We start from the raw sequence: 21,024 nt of genomic DNA, 5'->3' as shown, positions 1-21,024 counted from the left end.
TCTCTATTTCACCACAAAAGGGTAATAAATACCTCATTAGAAAAACTGAATGTTTTTTCCAAAATCCATTTAGTTTTTCTAAATGATTGTGTAGCGTGGTTCCCGCCCGGCAACCCTCCGAACACCGAGCCCAAAGAGAAGAAACGAAGACCATAGCAACACCGCTATCCATCCCTCTCAGGCTAGCACTTTCAGAACGCAAATACCGAACCCATCTCGTAACAATCGAACACTTCAAAACCATTCCCAAAAGCATCTATAGAACTAAGGTTCACCACACTCTCCCGGAATACCCGCCGTACAAGCCAACATGCGCCTCCGAAGGCCTCCCCGTCTCAAAAAGAGCCGCAACAAAGCCCACGCGGTACCATAGACAAGAGTCCACAATGAGAGACGCACCACGGAAGAGTTCGGGAGCGCAACCCACCCGAACAACCGGGCGCACCAGGGAGAAAAACGTGTCAATCTACGACATCCGACGCATGCAAATGCTCCTCGAAATCCAAGAACGCGGCACCATCATCGCCGCCGCAGAAGCGCTCAGCCTCACCCCCTCCGCCGTCTCCCAGCAGATTGCCACCCTCGAAAAAGAAACCGGCACCCCGCTGTTGCAGCGCATCGGCAGGCGCGTACAGCTCACCAGCGCCGGACTCATCATCGTCGACAGCGCCCGTAGCATCCTGCGCGAACTCGACCGCATGCAAACCTCCGTCGCCAACCTCACCGGCGAACCCGCCGGCATGGTGCGCCTCGCCATCTTCCAGTCCGCCGCCTTCGCGTTGCTACCGGAAACCCTCAGCTACCTCGCCGAGCACGCCCCCTCGCTCACCCTGCAGGTACTGCAAATCGACCCCGAAACCGGCACCTCCCTGACCCGAAGCCGCGAATACGACATGGTGCTCTCCGAAGCCTACCCGCACCACCACATCCCCGAATACCCCGAGCTGCACTCCGAACTGCTCACCGAAGACCCGCTCAGCCTGATTGTGCCCAGCACCTCCACCATCACCTCCATTGAAGAGGCTCACGCACTCCCCTGGGTCCTCGAAATGGAACAGAACACCTCCCGCAGCTGGGCACTCAACCAGTGCCGCACCGCCGGGTTCGAACCGGTCATCCGATACAGCGCCAACGACATGATCACGAACTCCAACCTCGTCAAGGCTGGATTCGCCGTCACCATCGTGCCCGGCTTCATCCTCTCTTCCCTCTCCACCACCGAGGGGCTACGCATCGTGGAGCTACCCGGCAAACCCTCCCGCAAAATCTTCACCGCGGTACGCCGCGAATCCGCCGCCAACCCCGCCATCGCCATGGTGCGCGAAGCACTGCACCACGCGGTCAAGGTAGCATTCGGCGAGCATGAAAAGACCGAAACCGCATAGGAAAACTCAGCCGCCGCCCATGCCGGCACACCAGACAAAGCAAAGGTCGGGGCCGTTCCCACGAACGACCCCGACCTTTCACTATGCCTTTTTGAACAGGCGCCTATATATAGAGGTATAAAAGTACAGGCAGCGGAGCTACTCCCCCGCCGCGCCCATCCTTAGTAGGAGCCATAGGGGCCAGCGCAACCGCTAGTTCAGCGCAGCAACCACAGCCGGGCTCTGCACCTCATAGAACGAAGAGGACAGACCAGCCGCCGCCATATCCAGCACAGCGCTCACGTGCACATTCTTCAACGCAGAACCGGCAACACCAGAAGCCACTTGATAATTCAGCTGAACATCCAGACGGTGACCGCGAGGAATAGCAGTACGCAACTCCAGAACGTTCTCACTGCCGGAACCAGCCTGACCGGTCTGTTCGCTACGGCGCACCGCATCAAGATTCAGAGCATCCACCGGAGCCACCAGGGCCGAAGCACCCAAGTTGCCCGAAGGCAGCACCGCCTGACCAGAGGTCACGCGAAGAGTCACCGCAGGATTCAGCAACAAGCCGGTCTTCGGATCCTGCGCGCGAGCGCGCACCATCAGGCGAGTACCCACCGGCAGGGTCGAATTACCCTCATTAATAATGCTCAGGCGAGTCGGCAGATTCTTGAACGCAACAGTACGCGCAGGCTGGCTCTGCATAGACACAGCCTGTACACCGGACGCCGCCTTCAACTCCAGGCGGATGCACGACTCGTTATAACGCATCGGCACCTGCACCAGCGCGGAGCTCGCCGCGCCGCCATGCTGTCCACGCTGGCCACCACGATGTCCGCCGGGACGCTGAGTCACCGGAGTACCGTGCGCGCCGCGCCTGCCGCCCGAACGAGTTGCCGCCTCCGCAGCGCTCACGCCACCAGCTACCAGGGCAGCCGAAGCACCCGCAACCTTCAACGCGGTACGGCGAGAAGCGTTCATCAGATTATTCTTAGTCATTTTCTACTCCCCTAAGCCTTCGCGATACGGTACACGCCGCTAATCGTGCCTTGCCACCAGGTGCCGTAACGGTCAATCGTGCCCACCATCTGCAGGGTGTCACCGCCACCAAGCAGCAGACTCACATGCTGAGGCAGGCGTTGCTCGTGCACAGTCTTACCGGTTTCCATATCAATCGCGACAGCCCACGCGTAAGCACCATTCGCCAAACCAGCCGGGCCGCGGCGACGCTCACAGGTGTAAATCAGCCCGTCAGCAGTGGAATAGCGCGGAACAGCAGAAGAGTAAACGTCCCTACGGTCCCAGATCTTACGCAGACCGCGACCGGTAATATCCCAACGCTCCATACCGGGAGCAAAAAGCGCGTTCGCGGGAACCGAAGGGCCGGCACCCTCAGGGTACTTCGGGTAGGGGTAGCCGTAGGTACTTGCGCCCACCATCGTGTTACCCACACCAATCATGGAGTTCTCGGTGCCAGAGGTGCCAGCGTTAAACAAGCCGGCGCTACCGACCTTCGCACCGTTATCGGTGCGGTACACAATGACCGACTCCTGAATATCAGAGTTATCGGTCAGCATCACGTAATCGGAGCCGTTCGGACCAAAGAAGGTCGGGGAGGCGCCAGAACCCCACGCGAGCTTACCCGGCTTACGGGCGCTACCGCGGTCGTACGCATGCCACCACTTAAGGGTGGGCGCACCGGTTGCCGTAGCGTTCAGCATATAAATCGCGTGGGAGGTCACCACGCTCACGCCCTGCGGGCACGCCGAAATCGAGTTATCGATACGCTCACCAGCAATCGACGCCTTATTCAAGCGCATCGAGCGAATCGTGCCGCGGGCAGAATCAATCACCGCAATGTAGCCGTTCTTCGTCGCAACCCAAATGCGACCGGCCCAGTCGGGCACCAGACCAACCACAGCGTCGTTGGCGCTCTGGGCGAGCATGCGGCTCAGGTCAATGCGCTCATCAACCCGGATGCTGCGTCCGTCCGCCGAGTGGGAGAGGCGCAGCAGGCACTGGGAGCCATCCACTAGAACCATGCGGTCCTGCGCGTCAAGGTAAGCGTACACGCCGCCCAGCAGCGCGCCCTTCGGAATGTCCAGGTGCGAAAGTTCACGACCCGTATGCGGGTCAAGAATGGAGAGCTTCGGGGTAATGAACTCGCCGTGGGCGAAGACCTGGGTACAGAGCACCTGGATGAAGCCGTCACGCCCGGCAAGAATCGTCGGGCAGGCGCCACCGAGCTTCGTGCCGGTAATCGTCCAGTTACCAGCGCCGGGGCCAGCAAGAGGAGTAGCGTCAGAGGACTGGGCATCACCGTGCATCGTGGTAATGCCGGGAGCACCCAGATGCGGATTCACCTGGGCGTTATAGGTCGGGGTCATTGGTTGGTTCTTTCTAACGGTGAGTGGCGCACACATTCAACGGAGTGCACAAATATGCGCTTTCACATGCGCAAACGTTTCACATTGTAGGGCTAGAAATCAGTTTTTGACGACACTAAAGGGCACCTTGAAGCATCACTCAGGCAATGCTTGAAAGCTTCCTCTAGAAAACTCTCACGCACCACCCTTTAGCTTCAAGGTGCCCTTCCATCCAGGGGATTAGTTTTAGCTACTTCTCCATCAGCGCCTTTGCCAGCGCATCGTCAAGCACCAAATCAGTAATCGCGCCCGTACGCAATGCGCCACGCAAAGCACGCACACGGTGCGTACCAGACGCAACACAAATACGTCGCGGAATACGAGCCAGCTCCTTAGGAGTAGGACCCGACGCACGCTTATTCAACTCAAGATCAGCCCAGGAACCATCCTCACGCAGAAGAATCGTACACATATCCCCCACAACACCCAGCTCACGCAACTGACGCTGCTCCTGCGCTTCAAAATAGCCACCCGAATACACGTGAGAAGGAATAGGGCCACCAAAAGCACCCACACCAAAAATAGCGAGGTCAACATTGTGCTGGGCATGCAGGTTCTTCTGAACGCTACGCTCACGCCACATGGCGGTCTTCGTGTCCGCATAGTCAAAGAACGCGGGAACCGGGAAGTGAATCGCCTGCGCATCATAGGCATTCACCAGCTGCCCCAGCAGAGAGCCCAGGTACGGAATACCCGAATGATGCGCGTTACCGGCGCCATTCATCTGCACGACAGTCACACCCTTCAGAGGGCGGCGCGGCAGGTGACGAGAAATCTCAGTCATGGTCGAACCCCACGCCACACCCAGGCTCGTGCCGTTATCAACCAGGGAATCAAGCAACGCCGCGGCAGTACGAGACACCTGGCTCATGCGGGCGATGGGGGTCGCGTCCGAGCGCACATTCACGAGGGTGACGCGCACCTTATAGCGCTCACCAATGCGGCGCTCCAGTTCGCTACGGGTACGGAAAGATTCATCCAGGCGAATCTGCACCATACCACTCTCGCGGGCGCTCTTGAGCAGACGCGACACCGTAGCGCGAGACACCCCAAGTCGAGCCGCAATAGCGTCCATCGTCATGTTGTGAATGTAGTAAAGCTGCGCCGCCTCGTAGGTTTGGTTAGCGCGTTCGTTCATTGCTCGCAGACCCCCAGTGAAAATCCGTTCATGTGGTTTGGTTATTATTTCACCATTGGGTTTTACTATTTGCAAGATGAAACCCCACGCCGCTCACGCGGCACGACAAGAAAGAGCACTACATGAGCTCCCAGCACTTTGCACAGCAGTCTCAGCTGACTGCTGAGTCCCGCGCCCAGGCACTCAAGAGCATGGTCAACGAAGAACTCGACGTCCTGGTCGTCGGCGGCGGCATTACCGGTGCAGGTATTGCCCTCGACGCAGCAACCCGCGGTCTGCGCACCGGCATCGTCGAAGCAGGCGACTGGGCAGCAGGCACCAGTGCATGGTCCTCCAAGCTTGTCCACGGCGGCCTCCGTTACCTCTACAACCTCGACTTCAAGCTCGTGACCGAAGCACTGACCGAGCGCGGCCTGTTGCTGAACAAGATCGCTCCCCACCTGGTGCACGCACAGCCCTTCCTGTGGCCCCTGAAGATGCCCGTCATCGAGCGCGCATACTCCGCAATCGGCATCGGCATGTACGACACCCTGGCATTCCTCGGTTCTCGCGGCCACAAGGGTGTTCCCTCCCAGCGCCACTTCACCAAGGCAGGCACCAAGACCGTCTTCCCCGACATCAAGGACTCCGCATTCAGCGGCGCAATCCAGTTCTACGACGCACGCGTTGACGACGCGCGCCTCGTCATCGACGTCGTCCGCACCGCTGCAGGCTACGGCGCACTGGCTGCATCCCGCACCCAGGTTGTCGGCTTCACCAAGGACGCATCCGGCCGCGTCATCGGGGCTGAGCTGGCAGACCTGGAAACCGGCGAGCGCCTGAACGTGCGCGCAAAGCACGTCATCAACGCAACCGGCGTGTGGACCGAAGAGTCCGAGTCCCTCGCTAACCCCGAGGGTGGCCTGGAGGTTCTGGCGTCCAAGGGTATCCACATCGTGGTTCCCCGCGACCGCATCAACGCAACCAGCGGTATCTTCACCAAGACCGAGAAGTCCGTTCTCTTCATCATCCCCTGGCAGCGTTACTGGATCATCGGCACCACCGACACCCCCTACTCCGAGGACCGCGAGCGCCCCGTCGCAACCAGCAAGGACATCGACTACGTGCTGATGCAGGCTAACAAGCTGATCGCTAACCCGCTGACCCGCGAGGACATCATCGGCACCTACACCGGTCTGCGCCCGCTGCTGCAGCCCAAGGTCAAGGACGGCGCAGCATCCACCAAGGTTTCCCGCGAGCATACCGTGACCGAGGTTGCACCCGGCATGAGCGCAATCGCAGGCGGCAAGCTCACCACCTACCGTGTCATGGCTGCCGACGCTGTCGACTTCGCACTGGGCGAGCAGGCTAAGCAGAACCCCTCCGTGACCGCAAACATCGGCCTGGTCGGTGCAGACGGCTACCACGCAATCGCCGCTAACCGCGCACGCTACGCAGAGCGTTACGGCTGGGACGAGGACCGCATCACCCACCTGCTCGAGCGTTACGGTGCACAGATTGAGGACCTCGGCGCTCTCATCGACGCTGACCCGTCCCTCGGCGCTCCCCTGGCTAAGGCACCCCAGTTCCTGCGCGCAGACGTCGTCTTCGCAATCCGCTACGAAGGTGCCCTGCACCTGGAGGACGTGCTGGTCCGCCGCGTACGCCTCGACCTCGAGCAGCGCGACCGCGGCCTGGCAGCGGCAGAGGAAATCCTCGACATCATGCGTTCCGAGCTCGGCTGGGACGACCAGAAGGTCAAGGAAGAGCGCGACCTCTACGCAGCACGCGTACAGGCCATCCGCGAGGCAGAGTCCACCTCCACCGATGCTGAAGCATCCGCAAAGATTGAGGCTGTCACCCCCGTGGCACCCCGCGTGAAGCTCTAATCCTTAGAGATTCCGCATACCTTTCGTAACCGATTATTTGGTACGAACCGACTGTTCGCCCCTCACCGGTATGGGCTAACTCATATTTTTTGGTGAGGGGTGGACGGACGGTTAAATAACCGTTTACGATAAACCCCCTGCACAAGAAGCAGAGCGCTAAATACAGGGTTAGCCCACTGGTACGTTCTGCTTCTCATCCAGAAACATCCATCAACTTTTCGTAGCAATCCGCTACACATTTCAGCACAGCGTTGTGCCCCGATCCGCCCGTGCGGTGAGGATGCACGGGAACATGCAAGCAAAGGTTCGCTTGCCTTCCAGACGCTTCGTCTTCAAGGAGCAACAATGTCTCTTCTTGCTTCCGCAGGAACTGTACTTACAGCCGGCTCATCCGCTCTCGTGGATGCATCCGGCGCCCCCACCGCCCTCGGAATCTTCGCTTCCGAGTTCTTCGGCACCTTCATCCTGATTCTGCTCGGTGCCGGCGTATGTGCCGCAGTGACCCTCAAGAAGTCCTACGCTAAGGACGCAGGCTGGGTTGTTATCACCTTCGGCTGGGGTCTGGCAGTGTTCACCGCCGTGTACCTCTCCTTCCTCTCCGGTGCGCATCTGAACCCCGCAGTGACCGTTGGCCTGGCAACCGCAGGCAAGGACCTGGCAACCGGCGTTCCCGCAACCCCCGGCAACATTGCCCTGTACATCGTCGCTCAGATGCTCGGCGCAATGGCCGGCGCAACCGGAGCGTACCTCACCTACAAGAAGCACTTCGATGAGGACCCGGGCGACCGCCTCGGCATCTTCTCCACCGGCCCCGCCATCAAGTCCTACGGCTGGAACGTCATCACCGAGATTTTCGGTACCTTCGTCCTGATTGGCTGGATCATCGCATCCGGTAAGACCCCCAGCGAGCTCGGCCCCCTGGCTGTTGCCCTGGTCGTTGTATCCATCGGTATGAGCCTCGGTGGCGCAACCGGTTACGCTATCAACCCCGCACGTGACCTCGGCCCCCGTATCGCCTACACCTTCCTGCCCATCCCCGGTAAGACCGGCTCCAACTGGGCTTACGCATGGGTTCCGGTTGTTGGCCCGATCATCGGCGCAATCCTCGCTGGCCTGATCGTTCCGGCAGTCCTGCCCCTCTAAACCTCTCACATAACCCCCGTTCTTTTGTTCTAAGGAAAAATCAATGACGACTTCTCTGCACTCCGCAACCCTCGACACCGAGCGCAAGTACATCCTCTCCATCGACCAGGGCACCACCAGCTCCCGCGCGATCCTGTTCAACAAGGCAGGCGAGAACGTAGCATACGGTCAGCTCGAGCACGAGCAGATCTTCCCCAAGGCAGGCTGGGTCGAGCATAACGCAACCGAGATTTGGCAGAACGTCCGTAAGGTCGTAGCAACCGCCATGGCAAATGGCGAAGTCAACCACCACGAAATCGCTGCAGTCGGCATCACCAACCAGCGCGAAACCACCGTCGTGTGGGACAAGAACACCGGTGAGCCCGTCTACAACGCAATCGTCTGGCAGGACACCCGCACCCAGGAGATTGTGGACGAACTCGCAGGCGAAGAGGGCGTCGGCAAGTACCACGACATCGTCGGTCTGAACCTCTCCACCTACTTCTCCGGCCCCAAGATCAAGTGGATCCTGGACAACGTCGAGGGCGCACGCGAGCGCGCCGAGCGCGGCGACCTGCTCTTCGGCAACACCGACACCTGGCTGGTCTGGAACCTGACCGGTGGTGTTGACGGCGGCGTGCACGTCACCGACGTGACCAACGCATCCCGCACCCTGCTGATGAACATCCGCACCCTGCAGTGGGATCCGCAGATTGCTGCCGACATGGGCATCCCCATGAGCATGCTGCCCGAGATTAAGTCCTCCTCCGAGGTGTACGGCTTCGGTCGCCCCACCGGTCTGCTCAGCGGCACCCCCATCGCGGGTATTCTGGGCGACCAGCAGGCTGCCACCTTCGGCCAGGCTTGCTTCGAGAAGGGCATGGCGAAGAACACCTATGGCACTGGTAACTTCATGCTCATGAACACCGGCACCGAGCCTGTCTTCTCCGACAACGGTCTACTGACCACCGTCGCCTACAAGATTGGCGACGCGGCACCCGTCTACGCTCTGGAAGGTTCGGTTGCAATGAGCGGCTCCCTGATCCAGTGGCTGCGCGACAACCTGCGCATGATCGAGAACGCTGCTGAGTCTGAGGAGCTGGCTACCTCCGTTGAGGATTCTGGTGGCTGCTACGTCGTTCCCGCATTCTCCGGCCTGTTCGCACCTCACTGGCGTTCCGACGCTCGCGGCGTGATCGTTGGTCTGACCCGCTACGTGAACCGTGCACACATCGTGCGTGCGGCACTGGAAGCAACCGCATTCCAGACCCGCGAGGTTCTCGACGCAATGAACGCTGACTCCGGTGTTGAGCTCTCCGAGCTGCGCGTGGACGGCGGCATGACCGCTAACGAGTTCCTCATGCAGTTCCAGGCTGACATCCTCGGCGTTCCCGTAATCCGCCCGAAGGTTATTGAGACCACCGCCCTGGGTGCAGCATACGCTGCAGGTATCGCTGTTGGTTTCTGGACCGGCGAGCAGGACGTTGTGGACAACTGGGTTGAGGACAAGCGCTGGCTGCCCTCCATGGAGCCGGCAGAGGTCGACCGCCAGTACCGCCTGTGGAAGAAGGCTGTCTCCCGTACCCTCGAGTGGGTTGACGAGGACGTTCAGACCGCCTAATCGCAGTACCCGCCGCCTAACGGCACGGCCCGCGTACTAACGAAGCCCCGGCTGCTTCTCCCCCGCTATGGGGTTGAGGTAGCCGGGGCTTCTCGCTGTTTTATGACGCATCTATTAGCTTTTATTGCGGCGTGATTTCTACAAAAATTAGTGCTGGGGTACGGTGGGTGATTGTAAATGCAGTATCTTCCGCCGGCTGCTTCCCGCGGTATTGTTCGTGAGGTGTCAGTACCGTGCAGGATCCCGTTGACATATTCTGGGTCTCCTCGCGCAACCAGCGGTTCGCGCTGATACTTATTTACGCTCCTATCACCGTCCGCCGTGGTTCCGAATACCGCGGCGGACGGTGAGTTTTTATCGTTTCTTACACAGTTCGTAGCGTGAATGAGAGGGCATGGAGTACCCATCTTTTGTGTAAGAATTACGCATTTTATACCTCATATTGAGATATCCGTTCACCTGTTATGTGGGGTTGCTCTAATGGTGTTTGTAAACCTTTGATGTCTACTTCAAGCGCCGTATCATAGATATATAGGCTTATTGGTCCTGCTCTAACCGCGAAGATGGCGGTTGGTTAAGCATATGGCACCTTCCGGTGCTCGTGAGAACGGAGACATACTCCGTTGGAAGGAGGGAGCGGGTTATCCCGCACCGATTATGGTTGATGTCCGTCGCCGCAAGCTTGCAATTATTGCTATGAACGTTTCGGTTCTTGCAGCTGCTCTCTCCTGGTTGTTGGTGCTCTTCTCCGCCCTGTACTCTGCCGCGGCTGTGCCGTGGGCTCTGGGCGTTGCTATCGTGCTGACGGTGATTGGTGCTTACGCACTGTACCGCTACTACTCCAAGTACTCGCACGTGCTCCCGAACGAGGACCCGGATGCGCACGATGTGCTCGGTCACGACCTGCACTCGACCCATCTGCCGCATCTGCACCACACGGAGGGCAATACCAACGGAGTAGCCGCTAAGTAGCGAGCTCCTCATCCCCCCAGACAATATAATTGTGCCGCCTCACTGGTATTGGTAAGGCGGCACGTTTGCATTAAAATCGCGGTTCAGAGTCCGGCCCTGCACTCAAGATTATTTCTGGTTTGAGTCAGTGCTCCGCTGCGCTTCAGCTTCGGTTCTGGCTAGTTCTATCTTTTTGTTCTTTTCGACTATCAGAGCGTTATATTTCCAACCGGGGATTCGCTCAACAAGCCACCCAACCCAGATGAGCGCAACGATAATGAGAGCGGCCGGAATCAGGTAAATGAGGACGCTCGGGTTGCGGGTGTGGTCTGAGGTGCTCCCCGCGCTGAGTTCCCACAGCGCAAGGATTGGTAGCACCATTGTAGGCATCACTATAAAAAAGATGAAGGCATAGTAAATGCCCATCATGCTACCGGGCCTACCTCTATTTATACGATCTTGGGTAACGGCTCTGTCCAGGCGGTTGTATTCCTCCAGAGTTTCGCCATCTAGAAGCGAAGCATCAGGGATCTTGGCCATGACGTACTGTACGGCTTCAAAATCTGAGGGCGCGCAAATAAAGATATGCCCCTGGGACGTAACGGTATATTCTTTCGCGATGTCAAGACACGCCTGCGCGTAACGGTTATTGAGTTCTCGACTCTCCGGGTTTTCCTTGAGCTGCCGGCGGAGGTCTTTCAGGTCTTCCATGTTTCTCCTTGCAATTTCAGTCGTCGTTGAACCCATCGTTGGGGCACGAGAAACACAGGTCATCCCCCACCCGGTGCGGGGTGGAGAAGCCGGAGTATTGAATTGCGGTGTATCGGTGTGCACTTCACAGAATGCCAGGTCTTCGGGCTCAATCAAAATTGGCGGGACCTCGTGAGATATTTCAAGGGCGGCGTATAAATCTCATAGATAGCGGTTAGTTATAGACAAAACCCGCCGCGGGTACGGTACGGAGGCGCCCCTCCCCTATGATGGTTGAAAGGGGTATTTACCCCTACCATCATCTGCAGTACACGCCCACGAGCCTACGAGGAAGAGCATGACCAAAGCGACCGATTCGCCGCAGCCACCGGAAGCGCTCGCGCGCTGGTACACGCGCTACGCAAGCCCCGTGGGCACGCTCTACATCGCCGCCCGCGCGGATGCGATTGTGGGCATCTGGTACGAGGATCAGGCGCATTTTCCGCTCCCCCATGAGCTCGGCGAGCTGATTGAGAACCCCGGCACCTACCTGCGGGAGCACGGTACGGCGGAAGATGAAGAGCCCCTAGGCGAATATGCGGCGGCGCAACTTCTTGCGATGGCTACCGTGCAGCTTTCCGAGTATTTTGACCGCAAGCGCACGACCTTTACTCTTCCCCTCGCCCCTGATGGTACTGATTTTCAGCTTATCGTGTGGGAACATCTGAAGACTGTTCCTGCCGGGTACACCACGACTTATGGCGAGATTTCGCGTGCGGTTGGCCCCGGCGCCCCCGCACAGGCTGTGGGTCAGGCGGTTGGCCGTAACAAAATTTCCATTATGATTCCTTGTCACCGCGTTATTGGTGCCGATGGAAGCCTCACCGGTTATGCCGGCGGTGTTGAGCGTAAACAATTCCTCCTTGATTTGGAGGAGCCGGAAGAAGTGCGGGAGGCGCGGCTCTTCTAGCGCCTGCCGGCTGGCGTTCGAAGCTCATGACGGGGTGGGGTATGCATCGGATGCGTATCCCACCCTTTTTGTACCTGTTTTCGGTTTCGATGCTCTACAACACGACACGAAATCGAATATAGTTGCGATTATTCCATGTTGTGGTTAGTGTTTAAGTAGAACATTATTCCTAAGACTTCGAATCAGATACAGACTTCTCAGAGAGGAGAACCCATGACCTCGCAACCTACTATTCCCACTGACCCCCTCGAAAATACCCCGAGCTACCCCACGTGGGTGACCGATGAGCTTCTGTGCGATTACTACGACGCCGAATGGGGCATGCCCGTCACCAACGAGCGAGGACTCTTCGAAGCCCTGAGCCTCGAAACGTTCCAGGTCGGGCTCTCCTGGCGAACTATTCTTGCCCGCCGTGAGGCGTTCCGTCGCGCTTTCGAGGGGTTCAATCTCGAACGCGTAGCTGCATTCACCGACCAGGACGTTACGCGCCTCCTTCAGGATGAAGAGATTATCCGTAACGAGCGGAAGATTCGCGCGGTCATCTCCAATGCACGCCTGACCCTTCAGATGCGTGAGCTTGCCGCAACGCCCCGTGACGCCTCCACGGCGGATATTCGCCTTCCTCTTATCGCCCTCTCTTCTACCCCGGCCAAAGAGGATAGCACCGAGGCGGCAAATACTCGCCGCCGTCGAGTTCGTACGCTAAGCCACGAAGACCTGAACCGGATGCGCGAGCGCACCCTATCTGACGGCACGCGCATACCGGGCGGGCTACCGGCGTGGCTGTGGTCTTTCGCGCCCAGCGAGACTATTGCGCCGCGCACTCTGGAGGATATTCCCACCGATACGCCCGAGTCCGCGCTTCTTGCCAAATCTTTTAAGGCATTAGGTGGAGTGTTCTTGGGGCCGGTGACCGCCTACGCACTCATGTGTGCGGTCGGAATGGTGGACGCTCACCTGGTGGGTTCGCATCGGCGCGGCTGTTCGGGTCTCTTCGCCTAAGCCCCCCTCGCTGGGTGTGCGCGTACCCAAGGACATGAAAAAGCCGCGTGCTACTTCCTGGGAAGCAGCACGCGGCTCCAAAAACTCGGAGGCTCCTCTCCGCATAGCTAGGTTGCTGGCTCTATTAAATCGTCACAAAGAGGAAAATCAGGGACAGCAGCGGCGGGGTCAGCTGGATTAGCGCCGGCTTGCGCTTTGCCGGGGAGGTGAGGAACAGGTAGATACCTGCAATCGCCATGGAGCCCAGGCCTGCGAACATGAGTGCTACACCGACCTGCGGGGAGCCGAACCAGAAGGCAAGTAGACCGGTTGCGGCAATCCAGGCGAGCATCAGGTTGTACAGGCCCTGGTTTGCTGCCATCTCCTTGGTGGATTCGGCGAATTCTTCGGTCATGCCGAAGGTTTCGCGGCCCTTGGGCTTAGTCCAGAGGAAGGATTCGATGATCCAGATGTACACGTGAATAGCGATTGCTACGAAGGCAAAAACGGTGGTGACCGTTGCGAGTGCCTGCATTATTTCTCCTTAAGCAGTAGGTGTTCTATTAGGCACCTGCCCGTTCTTTATTCTGGAGCACAACAACCTGTGGTGATGTTCAGAATCATGCAGGAGCAAGCACAAGAAGTAATTCTACGCTTCTTCCCGGTTTATCGGAATTTCCCTGAATATGCGTGAAACCCCTCGATTCGTCGTCTGCAGAGAAAATTGCAGGGTTCTCATCGAGGGGTTTCTTACGCGGGGTTACGCCGAATCCGGTATCGGTCTTTAGCCCATCATGAGTGACAGAGCAAAGGACCAGACGCATACCAGGCCCAGCAGAATAGCGCTGTACTTGATGGACATGGAGGTAATCTTCGATTCCTCTCCAGCGCTGTTCACAGCCGCCGCCGCAATCGCGATGGACTGCGGGGAAACAATCTTACCCATCACGCCACCGGCAGTGTTTGCGGCAACGAGCAGGGTCGGGTCAACAGCAATCTGGGCTGCGGTGGTGGACTGCAGGCCCGCGAAGAGCACGTTAGCGTTGGTCACGGAGCCGGTCACGAACACGCCAATCCAACCGATAATCGGGGACAGCAGCGGGAAGACCGGTCCGGCTGCAGCGAGCGCCAGGGCAATCGAGGTGGTCATACCAGCGTAGTTCATCACGTTAGCCACGGACATGACCAGGCAGATCATGAGGATCGGCATCTTCAGCTGGTTCCAGGTGCCGCCGAGTTCTTCGAAGGCTTCGCCCCAGCTGATCTTCGAGGTCAGGACGGTAATGATTGCAGCCACCAGAATTGCGGTGCCGGATGCGCCCAGGGTGTTCCAGGAGAACATCGCGGTCACGGTCTTGCCGGCGCCGGTGGTAATAGCCTGGTGAATACCGGGGATGGGGAAGCTCAGGATTGCGGCACCGAGCAGGCCGTTGGTTGCGAAGATCGGCTTCAGTGCGGTTGACCAGAGCAGGATGGTTGCGGAGAGGAAGATGAAGGGGCTCCACGCCTTAACGATCTCAGCGCCGGTGTGCTTGACGCTCTGCTGAGCCTGGGCTTCTTCGAGGCTGGGTGCGGTGGATTCGCGGTAGATGTGCTTGGGCTGCCACTTCTGCATCACGAGCGCCAGCGCCACCAGGGACAGCAGCGGCGGGATGATATCGACCAGTTCGGGAGAGCCGAGCAACATCAGGATAGCTGCCTGACCGCCGGAGAAGATTACGCCGGTCATGAGTGCTACCAGGCCGACTTCGCGAATGCCGCGGATGCCGTCCTGGATTGCAACCATCAGTAGCGGCACGATTGCCACGAAAATCTGCAGTACCGGAACCATACCTGCGGCCAGGTGTGCAGTGTCTAGGCCGCCGACCTTAGCTGCGGTGGTCACGGGAATACCGATAGCGCCGTAGGCGCCGGAAGCGGCATTCGCTACCAGTGCGAGCATGGATGCCTTGAGGGGGTTGAAGCCCAGGGATACCAGCAGTGCCGCGGAGATAGCGATCGGGATACCAAAGCCTGCGGCACCTTCGATGAAGCCGCCGAAGCAGAAGGCAATCAGCAGCACCTGGATGCGCTGGTCGTTCGAGATGGAGGAGACGGAGGAGCGCACGATGTCGAAGTTACCGGCGCGTACAGCAATGCGGTAGAGCCACACCGCCATGAGCACAATCCAGCCGATGGGCCATGCGCCGGAGAGGAAGCCGGAGAGGATGGAGCCGGCGCCTGCGGTGATGGGCAGGCCAAAGACTGCGCAACCGATGATGAGGGTGGTGCCGAGGGTCAGCAGTGCTGATTTGAGGCCGCTGAGTTTCAGGACGGTCAGGCCCAGCAGGAAGAGGATGATGGGTACTGCTGCGACCAGTGCGGAGAGCACCGGTGAGTTCAGCGGGTCGTAGGTTTGCTGCCACATGGGGCGGGGTGTTCCTTTCGGTCTGTGCTTTAGGCAGTTGCTTCTTCCGGTACGGCGTCTGCTCTGTATGGAAGCGTTTGGGCCGCATAAAAACCGATGGGCCCGTCCTGTGTCTCGTGGACGGGTCCATCGGCGAAGCGTGATGGTCTTGAGCTGCCGGGCATTTGGTAATTTGCTGTGGCGATATGCCGAGGCAATATACCGCTGGAATATACCGTAGCGCGGCGGCGGTGAGCGGAACATTTCCCCCTCACTAGGTGCTCTTGACTTTATCTGTCTAAGCTAACAGGTCTCTCCTTAGACTTCAGGATAGGGTGACCTTAAGTGTGCACAAATGAAACTTATATGCATATTTGCACCCGGCGCCGCTCTCCCCGGCTCTCTCCCCACCCTCCGCCCCCGTCCCTCCCCCAGCACCCAATCCTAGATACGCGAAAGCCCCCTCCTACTTCACGTAGAAGGGGGCTTTCGCCAAACCGTGTTGCGGAGTACCTTACTCTCGCAGAAAGTGAGTTACACGCATCGGGGTTTCACGCTGTTTAGGAAACAACCAGGGACAGAACGTAACTCCAAACACAGGTGATAGCCAGCAGGATTGCGCTGTACTTGATTGCCATGGAGGTAATCTTGGATTCCTCGCCGGCGCTGTTTACTGCAGCAGCTGCAATTGCGATGGACTGCGGGGAAACAATCTTCGCCATCACACCACCGGCGGTGTTAGATGCAATCAGCAGGGTCTGGCTGACACCAATCTGATGTGCGGTGGTAGCCTGCAGGCCAGCGAAGAGGATGTTGCTGTTCACCACAGAGCCGGTCACGAACACGCCGATCCAACCGATGATCGGGGACAGTAGCGGGAAGATTGCGCCCACAGCGGCAACAGCCAGTGCGATGGAGGTAATCATACCTGCGTAGTTCATGACGTTAGCAACGGACATGACCAGGCAGATCATGATGATCGGGGTCTGCAGCTGCTTCCAGGTTGCACCGAGTTCCTCGATAGCCTCGCCCCAGCTGATGGAGGAGGTCAGGATGGTGATGATTGCAGCGACCAGAATTGCGGTACCGGAAGCACCAAGGATGTTCCAGGTGAAGGCCACGTCGATAGGCTTGGGGGTTGCAACGATCGGCGCTGCCTGCTGGATGCTCTGGTGCAGACCCGGGATGTTGAAGGTGATGTTGCTGAAGGCGAGCAGACCGTTCTTAGCGAAGAGCGGCTTCATCGCGGTGGACCAGAGCAGGATCACGACGGACAGGTAGACGAAGGGGCTCCACGCCTTGAGAATCTCGCCGCCGGTGTGCTTGACGCTCTGCTGAGCCTGAACTTCTTCCAGGGAGGGAGCGGTGGGCTCGCGGAAGATGTGCTTGGGCTGCCACTTCTGCATGATGAGTGCCAGAGCAATCAGAGCCAGTAGCGGCGGGATGATGTCGACGAGCTCGGGGTTACCGAGGCCTGCCAGCAGCACGGACTGGCCGCCGGAGTAAATCAGGCCAACGATCAGTGCCACCAGACCGACTTCGCGGATACCGCGGATGCCATCCTGAATAGCAACGAGCAGAACGGGGATGAGAGCCGCCATGATCTGGAGAACCAGGACCATTTCGATGGACAGCGCGTGCAGGTCCACGCCACCGCGGGTTGCTGCGGTGGTCACGGGGATACCGATAGCGCCGTATGCACCGGAGCTCACGTTAGCGATCAGCGCGAACATTGCGGCCTTGAGCGGGTTGAAGCCCAGGGACACGAGCAGTGCAGCACAGATAGCAATCGGGATACCGAAGCCTGCAGCGCCTTCAAGGAAGCCGCCGAAGCAGAATGCGATCAGCAGCATCTGGATGCGCTGGTCGTTCGAGATGGAAGAGATGGAGGAGCGAACGATTTCGAAGCCGCCGGAACGCACGGAAATGCGGTAGAGCCACACTGCCATGAGCACGATCCAGCCAATGGGCCACATGCCCGAGAGGAAGCCATGGAGGATGGAGCCTACACCGGCGGTGACGGGCATGCCGAAGACGCCGCAACCGATGACCAGTGCAATAGCGAGGGAGATGACGGCAGATTTAATACCGCTGAGCTTCAGGACGGTGAGGCCCAGAAGGAAGAAAATAATCGGGACTGCTGCCACGAGTGCAGAGAGAGCGCTCGAGTGTAGCGGGTCGTAGACTTGCTGCCACATGATGTACTGTGTTCCTTTCCAGCCCACGGGGGCGGGATCGAGTTGCGCCGTAAAACCTTCCCAGCGACGCGTGTGGCGGCGTGTGTGCCGTGTGCTTTAGGCCTGTTTCCCCGGTGCTTTGTGCCTTGGGGAGGATATCCCACCGGGATATTTGCCTTCGCTTGGGTTCGTGTTGGTTTTGCGGCTATGAAATTCAGTGTGTATGAAGTCGTGTTTTAGTCACAGAAACCTAAATATTCCTTGATTTGTCAAGGGAAATTCAGTGCCAAAGCTAAAATTTCTGACCGCTAAAACGCGATTCCTTGTGTACCCAATGTACCACCCATCACCCACAAAATCGGGCATATTCCAACATTTAGATTGAAGCTCATAATTGCAACCTAACCTAAAGCCCCACCGCTTTACAGGTGCGAGACCGACCTCTCCCCCGCCAACTCAAGGAAGAGAGCGCACTTCGGTGCTTCCAGCCGTGTTTTTGGCGCCGACTCCCGTATTTCCCCCATCCAAGCAAGCAAAACAAAAACCACTAAACGGCATACAAAAAAGCTCCGGAAGGAAAACCTTCCGGAGCTTTATCTGTCGGGTTGACAGGATTTGAACCTGCGACCCCTTGACCCCCAGTCAAGTGCGCTACCAAGCTGCGCCACAACCCGATTCGTTATTCACGATATTGTTTTCAAGGTTTCCCCTGAACACTCGAATAACTATACCGGGGTTTTAACCCCCGCGCAAGCCAGAATCCCGATTTTTAGAAAAAATCTTAAAAATCTTTTCCTCTCAGATTTTCCTCTCAGATTTTCCGCACAGAATCCTGCGCGCGGGGGCCAACCCTAACAAGAGGCCAAGCCAGCCTAGCAAGGGGCCAGCCCAGCAACACGGCATCATGCAGACACACCCCGCTACTAGCGGCGGCCGCCCTTACCCTTCTTAGCCTTCGCGCTCTGACGCTCACCCAGGGAGCGGCGCTCACGCACACGCATCGAAATCTCAATCGGAGTACCCGTGAAATCAAAAGTCTCACGCAGACGACGCATAATGAAGCGGCGGTAACCCGGATCCAAGAAGCCGGTAGTAAACAGAACGAACTTCGGCGGACGCGAAGACACCTGAGTACCGAAAAGAATACGCGGCTGCTTACCGCCACGCAGCGGGTGCGGATGCGCGGCCACAATCTCGCCCAGGAACGCGTTCAGGCGACCGGTCGGAATACGCGAATCCCACGACTCCAGCGAGTGCTCCAGGGCGGGCACCAGCTTGTCCTTGTGCCAGCCGGTCTTCGCCGAAATGTTCACGCGAGGCGCCCACTGCACGTGCGCCAGGTCGCGCTCAATCTCGCGCTCAAGCATGTAGCGGCGGTCCTCATCGAGGGTATCCCACTTATTGAATGCCAGAACCATCGCACGACCCGAATCAATCACGGTCTGCACGATACGCACGTCCTGCTCAGAGATCGGCTCGGAAACATCCAGCAGCACCACGGCAACCTCAGAACGCTCCAGAGCAGTCTGAGTACGCAGCGAAGAGTAGAACTCCGCACCCTTAGCCATGTGCTGGCGACGGCGAATACCCGCGGTATCCACAAAACGCCAGGGGTAGCCGCCCAGCTCAATAATCTCGTCAATCGGGTCACGAGTCGTACCAGCCAGGTCGTTCACCACGGCACGCTCAGAACCAGCCAGCTTGTTCAGCAGCGACGACTTACCCACGTTCGGGCGACCCACCAGAGCCACACGACGCGGGCCACCCAGCGCCTCCGGCTGTGCGAACTGCGAGTGCTCCGGCATGACCTCAAGGATCTCGTCCAGAGCATCCGCCAGGCCACGACCGTGCAGACCCGACACCGGGAACGGCTGACCCATGCCCAGCGACCAGAGGTTATAAATCTCCGGCTCCAGGTGAGCATCGTCAATCTTGTTAGCAATCAGAATGATCGGCTTCTTCACGCGGCGCAGCATACGCACAATCTGCTCGTCCGAAGCAGTCACACCCACGCGGGCATCCACCACCAGGACCACAACATCGGCCTGCTCTACAGCAATCTCAGCCTGCTCAGCAACCTGAGCATCAATACCGCGAGCGTCAGACTCCCAACCACCGGTATCAACCAGGGTGAAGCTCTTACCCAGCCACTCAGCCTTATAGGACACGCGGTCACGAGTCACACCCGGCTTATCCTCAACCACCGCTTCACGGCGGCCCAGAATACGGTTAATGATGGTCGACTTACCCACGTTCGGGCGGCCAACAATCGCCACTACCGGATCAGCGAGCTGCTCTTCCTCTTCCTCAATGTCGAAGCCCCAAGCACCCAGCAGGGCGCGGTCCTCTTCATCCAGGTCGTAGTCCTCAAGACCCTCAAGAAGAGCCTGAGCACGCTGATCAGCGGTCTCATCATCAATCTCAGCGAGGCGCTCGATAACGTCGTCCTCGCCACCGCCCAGGTACTTATCTTCGTAATCGTCGCGGATAGCGTCCTCAGCCATGCGCATTCCTTTCTCTACCCGCCCCACGCCCAACCCAAGGGTCAGCACGCGAGCGCGGCTCAACGTCTTCTCGGGAGCGGATGCACCACTCCCCCAGCGTTTCGGCGGGGCCTAGCCCGCGCGCTTCGCCTTCAACTGGTCATTCACAGCGTTAATCACTGCAGAGACCGTCGCATTAAAATCAAGATCCGAGCTGTCCACCAGGGTCACACCCTCGGCAGCTTCCATAAAGTTATTGACCTTCGAATCCTTCGCATCACGCTCAGCGATCTGCTTGCTCAAGTCACCCGAAGCGCCGGACTTCTCCGCGTTCTCCAGACCGCGGCGCGCCATGCGCACCTCTTCAGAAGCAGTCAGCAGGATGCGCGCATCAGCGTCGGGAGCGACCACGGTAGTGATGTCGCGGCCCTCAGCGACCATGCCGTTAATAGCGTGGTCAATCATCCAACGCTGCAGGCCAATCAGGTGCTCACGAACCGCCGGAACCGAAGCCACAGCAGACACAGCCGAAGAAATGCGCTCGCTACGAATCTCCTCACGGATATCGGTCGAGCCCATCAAAATCTCTTCTTCCTTAATGTTCGTACCGAACACCAGGGGCATCTCCTCGACAGCCTTCGCAATCGCCTCAGCGTCGTTCAGGTCAATGCCAAGTTCCAGCACACGGTAGGTTGCGGCACGGTACATTGCACCGGTGTCCAGGTACGCCAGACCAAAGTGGCGTGCAACTTCCTTAGACACAGACGACTTACCGGAACCGGAGGGACCGTCAATAGCAATCGTCAGTTTAGGGTTCTCGTGCATCAGCACTCCTTAAAAT

16 protein-coding genes and 1 tRNA gene are annotated in these 21,024 nt (G+C 58.5%); 7 read left to right on the top strand and 10 right to left on the bottom strand.

Features of this window, described 5'->3' with window-relative positions:
• Positions 1 to 458: 458 nt before the first annotated feature.
• Positions 459 to 1,385 (top strand): LysR family transcriptional regulator, encoded by a 927-nt coding sequence (locus RWZ58_RS06830; RefSeq protein ID WP_298457352.1) that lies wholly within the window; start codon positions 459 to 461, stop codon positions 1,383 to 1,385.
• A 192-nt stretch (positions 1,386 to 1,577) separates the two neighbouring features.
• On the opposite strand, the gene RWZ58_RS06825 is transcribed toward RWZ58_RS06830, so the two are convergent.
• The 3 genes from RWZ58_RS06825 to RWZ58_RS06815 form a co-directional block, all read right to left on the bottom strand.
• Positions 1,578 to 2,369 (bottom strand): transcriptional initiation protein Tat, encoded by a 792-nt coding sequence (locus RWZ58_RS06825; protein WP_298457349.1) that lies wholly within the window; start codon positions 2,367 to 2,369, stop codon positions 1,578 to 1,580.
• Positions 2,370 to 2,380: 11 nt separating this feature from the next.
• A complete protein-coding gene (locus RWZ58_RS06820; RefSeq protein ID WP_314658118.1) occupies positions 2,381 to 3,757 on the bottom strand; it encodes a 6-pyruvoyl tetrahydrobiopterin synthase in 1,377 nt (458 codons plus the stop codon).
• 229 nt (positions 3,758 to 3,986) lie between these two features.
• A complete protein-coding gene (locus RWZ58_RS06815) occupies positions 3,987 to 4,934 on the bottom strand; it encodes a sugar-binding domain-containing protein (RefSeq protein ID WP_314658117.1) in 948 nt (315 codons plus the stop codon).
• A gap of 122 nt (positions 4,935 to 5,056) precedes the next feature.
• Here RWZ58_RS06815 and RWZ58_RS06810 point away from each other — a divergent pair, with 122 nt between their 5' ends.
• The 4 genes from RWZ58_RS06810 to RWZ58_RS06795 all read left to right on the top strand — a co-directional run bounded on the left by RWZ58_RS06810 (position 5,057) and on the right by RWZ58_RS06795 (position 10,517).
• On the top strand, positions 5,057 to 6,802 hold the full coding sequence (locus RWZ58_RS06810) for a glycerol-3-phosphate dehydrogenase/oxidase (protein WP_314423753.1): 1,746 nt from the start codon (positions 5,057 to 5,059) through the stop codon (positions 6,800 to 6,802).
• Between the two features lie 345 nt (positions 6,803 to 7,147).
• A complete protein-coding gene (locus tag RWZ58_RS06805) occupies positions 7,148 to 7,945 on the top strand; it encodes an MIP/aquaporin family protein (protein WP_314658116.1) in 798 nt (265 codons plus the stop codon).
• A gap of 43 nt (positions 7,946 to 7,988) precedes the next feature.
• The gene (gene glpK, locus RWZ58_RS06800; protein ID WP_314658115.1) at positions 7,989 to 9,545 is read left to right on the top strand and encodes a glycerol kinase GlpK; all 1,557 of its coding nucleotides are present in this window, start codon (positions 7,989 to 7,991) and stop codon (positions 9,543 to 9,545) included.
• Between the two features lie 657 nt (positions 9,546 to 10,202).
• Complete coding sequence (locus tag RWZ58_RS06795) at positions 10,203 to 10,517, top strand: N-acyl-D-glutamate deacylase (RefSeq protein ID WP_246827224.1); 315 nt, start codon at positions 10,203 to 10,205, stop codon at positions 10,515 to 10,517.
• Between the two features lie 108 nt (positions 10,518 to 10,625).
• Here RWZ58_RS06795 and RWZ58_RS06790 read toward each other — a convergent pair whose 3' ends face one another.
• Positions 10,626 to 11,207 carry a hypothetical protein gene (locus tag RWZ58_RS06790; protein WP_314658114.1) on the bottom strand — a complete coding sequence of 194 codons (582 nt, stop codon included), beginning with the start codon at positions 11,205 to 11,207 and terminating at the stop codon, positions 10,626 to 10,628.
• 337 nt (positions 11,208 to 11,544) lie between these two features.
• Between RWZ58_RS06790 and RWZ58_RS06785 the strand changes: the two genes are divergently transcribed.
• Positions 11,545 to 12,156, top strand: a complete 612-nt coding sequence (locus tag RWZ58_RS06785) for a methylated-DNA--[protein]-cysteine S-methyltransferase (protein ID WP_314658113.1) — start codon at positions 11,545 to 11,547, stop codon at positions 12,154 to 12,156.
• A 213-nt stretch (positions 12,157 to 12,369) separates the two neighbouring features.
• The gene (locus RWZ58_RS06780; RefSeq protein WP_314658112.1) at positions 12,370 to 13,158 is read left to right on the top strand and encodes a DNA-3-methyladenine glycosylase I; all 789 of its coding nucleotides are present in this window, start codon (positions 12,370 to 12,372) and stop codon (positions 13,156 to 13,158) included.
• A gap of 124 nt (positions 13,159 to 13,282) precedes the next feature.
• On the opposite strand, the gene RWZ58_RS06775 is transcribed toward RWZ58_RS06780, so the two are convergent.
• From RWZ58_RS06775 to cmk, 6 genes are all read right to left on the bottom strand, one after another.
• On the bottom strand, positions 13,283 to 13,672 hold the full coding sequence (locus RWZ58_RS06775) for a DUF1304 domain-containing protein (protein WP_049337517.1): 390 nt from the start codon (positions 13,670 to 13,672) through the stop codon (positions 13,283 to 13,285).
• A gap of 249 nt (positions 13,673 to 13,921) precedes the next feature.
• Positions 13,922 to 15,544 carry an L-lactate permease gene (locus RWZ58_RS06770; protein WP_314658111.1) on the bottom strand — a complete coding sequence of 541 codons (1,623 nt, stop codon included), beginning with the start codon at positions 15,542 to 15,544 and terminating at the stop codon, positions 13,922 to 13,924.
• A 539-nt stretch (positions 15,545 to 16,083) separates the two neighbouring features.
• Positions 16,084 to 17,721 (bottom strand): L-lactate permease, encoded by a 1,638-nt coding sequence (locus tag RWZ58_RS06765; RefSeq protein WP_314658110.1) that lies wholly within the window; start codon positions 17,719 to 17,721, stop codon positions 16,084 to 16,086.
• Positions 17,722 to 18,300: 579 nt separating this feature from the next.
• Positions 18,301 to 18,374 (bottom strand) — tRNA-Pro (locus RWZ58_RS06760).
• Between the two features lie 249 nt (positions 18,375 to 18,623).
• Positions 18,624 to 20,204 carry a ribosome biogenesis GTPase Der gene (gene der / locus RWZ58_RS06755; protein WP_049358671.1) on the bottom strand — a complete coding sequence of 527 codons (1,581 nt, stop codon included), beginning with the start codon at positions 20,202 to 20,204 and terminating at the stop codon, positions 18,624 to 18,626.
• A 111-nt stretch (positions 20,205 to 20,315) separates the two neighbouring features.
• Entirely contained in the window at positions 20,316 to 21,008 is a 693-nt protein-coding gene (gene cmk / locus RWZ58_RS06750) for a (d)CMP kinase (protein WP_060823702.1), read from the bottom strand.
• Positions 21,009 to 21,024: the final 16 nt, after the last annotated feature.

Origin of the sequence: uncultured Rothia sp., assembly GCF_963544205.1 — a bacterium.
In the GTDB taxonomy this organism is placed as follows: domain Bacteria; phylum Actinomycetota; class Actinomycetes; order Actinomycetales; family Micrococcaceae; genus Rothia.
The sequence above is the reverse complement of the archived record's forward strand: the minus strand, read 5'-3'. Positions and strand labels throughout refer to the sequence as shown.

Excerpts from the sequence above, each read along its gene's own strand:
- RWZ58_RS06825 (WP_298457349.1), bottom strand. The coding sequence starts at position 2,369 with ATGACTAAGAATAATCTGATGAACGCTTCTCGCCGTACCGCGTTGAAG.
- RWZ58_RS06820 (WP_314658118.1), bottom strand. The coding sequence starts at position 3,757 with ATGACCCCGACCTATAACGCCCAGGTGAATCCGCATCTGGGTGCTCCC.
- RWZ58_RS06815 (WP_314658117.1), bottom strand. The coding sequence starts at position 4,934 with ATGAACGAACGCGCTAACCAAACCTACGAGGCGGCGCAGCTTTACTAC.
- RWZ58_RS06810 (WP_314423753.1), top strand. The coding sequence starts at position 5,057 with ATGAGCTCCCAGCACTTTGCACAGCAGTCTCAGCTGACTGCTGAGTCC.
- RWZ58_RS06805 (WP_314658116.1), top strand. The coding sequence starts at position 7,148 with ATGTCTCTTCTTGCTTCCGCAGGAACTGTACTTACAGCCGGCTCATCC.
- glpK (WP_314658115.1), top strand. The coding sequence starts at position 7,989 with ATGACGACTTCTCTGCACTCCGCAACCCTCGACACCGAGCGCAAGTAC.
- RWZ58_RS06795 (WP_246827224.1), top strand. The coding sequence starts at position 10,203 with ATGGTTGATGTCCGTCGCCGCAAGCTTGCAATTATTGCTATGAACGTT.
- RWZ58_RS06790 (WP_314658114.1), bottom strand. The coding sequence starts at position 11,207 with ATGGAAGACCTGAAAGACCTCCGCCGGCAGCTCAAGGAAAACCCGGAG.
- RWZ58_RS06785 (WP_314658113.1), top strand. The coding sequence starts at position 11,545 with ATGACCAAAGCGACCGATTCGCCGCAGCCACCGGAAGCGCTCGCGCGC.
- RWZ58_RS06780 (WP_314658112.1), top strand. The coding sequence starts at position 12,370 with ATGACCTCGCAACCTACTATTCCCACTGACCCCCTCGAAAATACCCCG.
- RWZ58_RS06775 (WP_049337517.1), bottom strand. The coding sequence starts at position 13,672 with ATGCAGGCACTCGCAACGGTCACCACCGTTTTTGCCTTCGTAGCAATC.
- RWZ58_RS06770 (WP_314658111.1), bottom strand. The coding sequence starts at position 15,544 with ATGTGGCAGCAAACCTACGACCCGCTGAACTCACCGGTGCTCTCCGCA.
- RWZ58_RS06765 (WP_314658110.1), bottom strand. The coding sequence starts at position 17,721 with ATGTGGCAGCAAGTCTACGACCCGCTACACTCGAGCGCTCTCTCTGCA.
- der (WP_049358671.1), bottom strand. The coding sequence starts at position 20,204 with ATGGCTGAGGACGCTATCCGCGACGATTACGAAGATAAGTACCTGGGC.
- cmk (WP_060823702.1), bottom strand. The coding sequence starts at position 21,008 with ATGCACGAGAACCCTAAACTGACGATTGCTATTGACGGTCCCTCCGGT.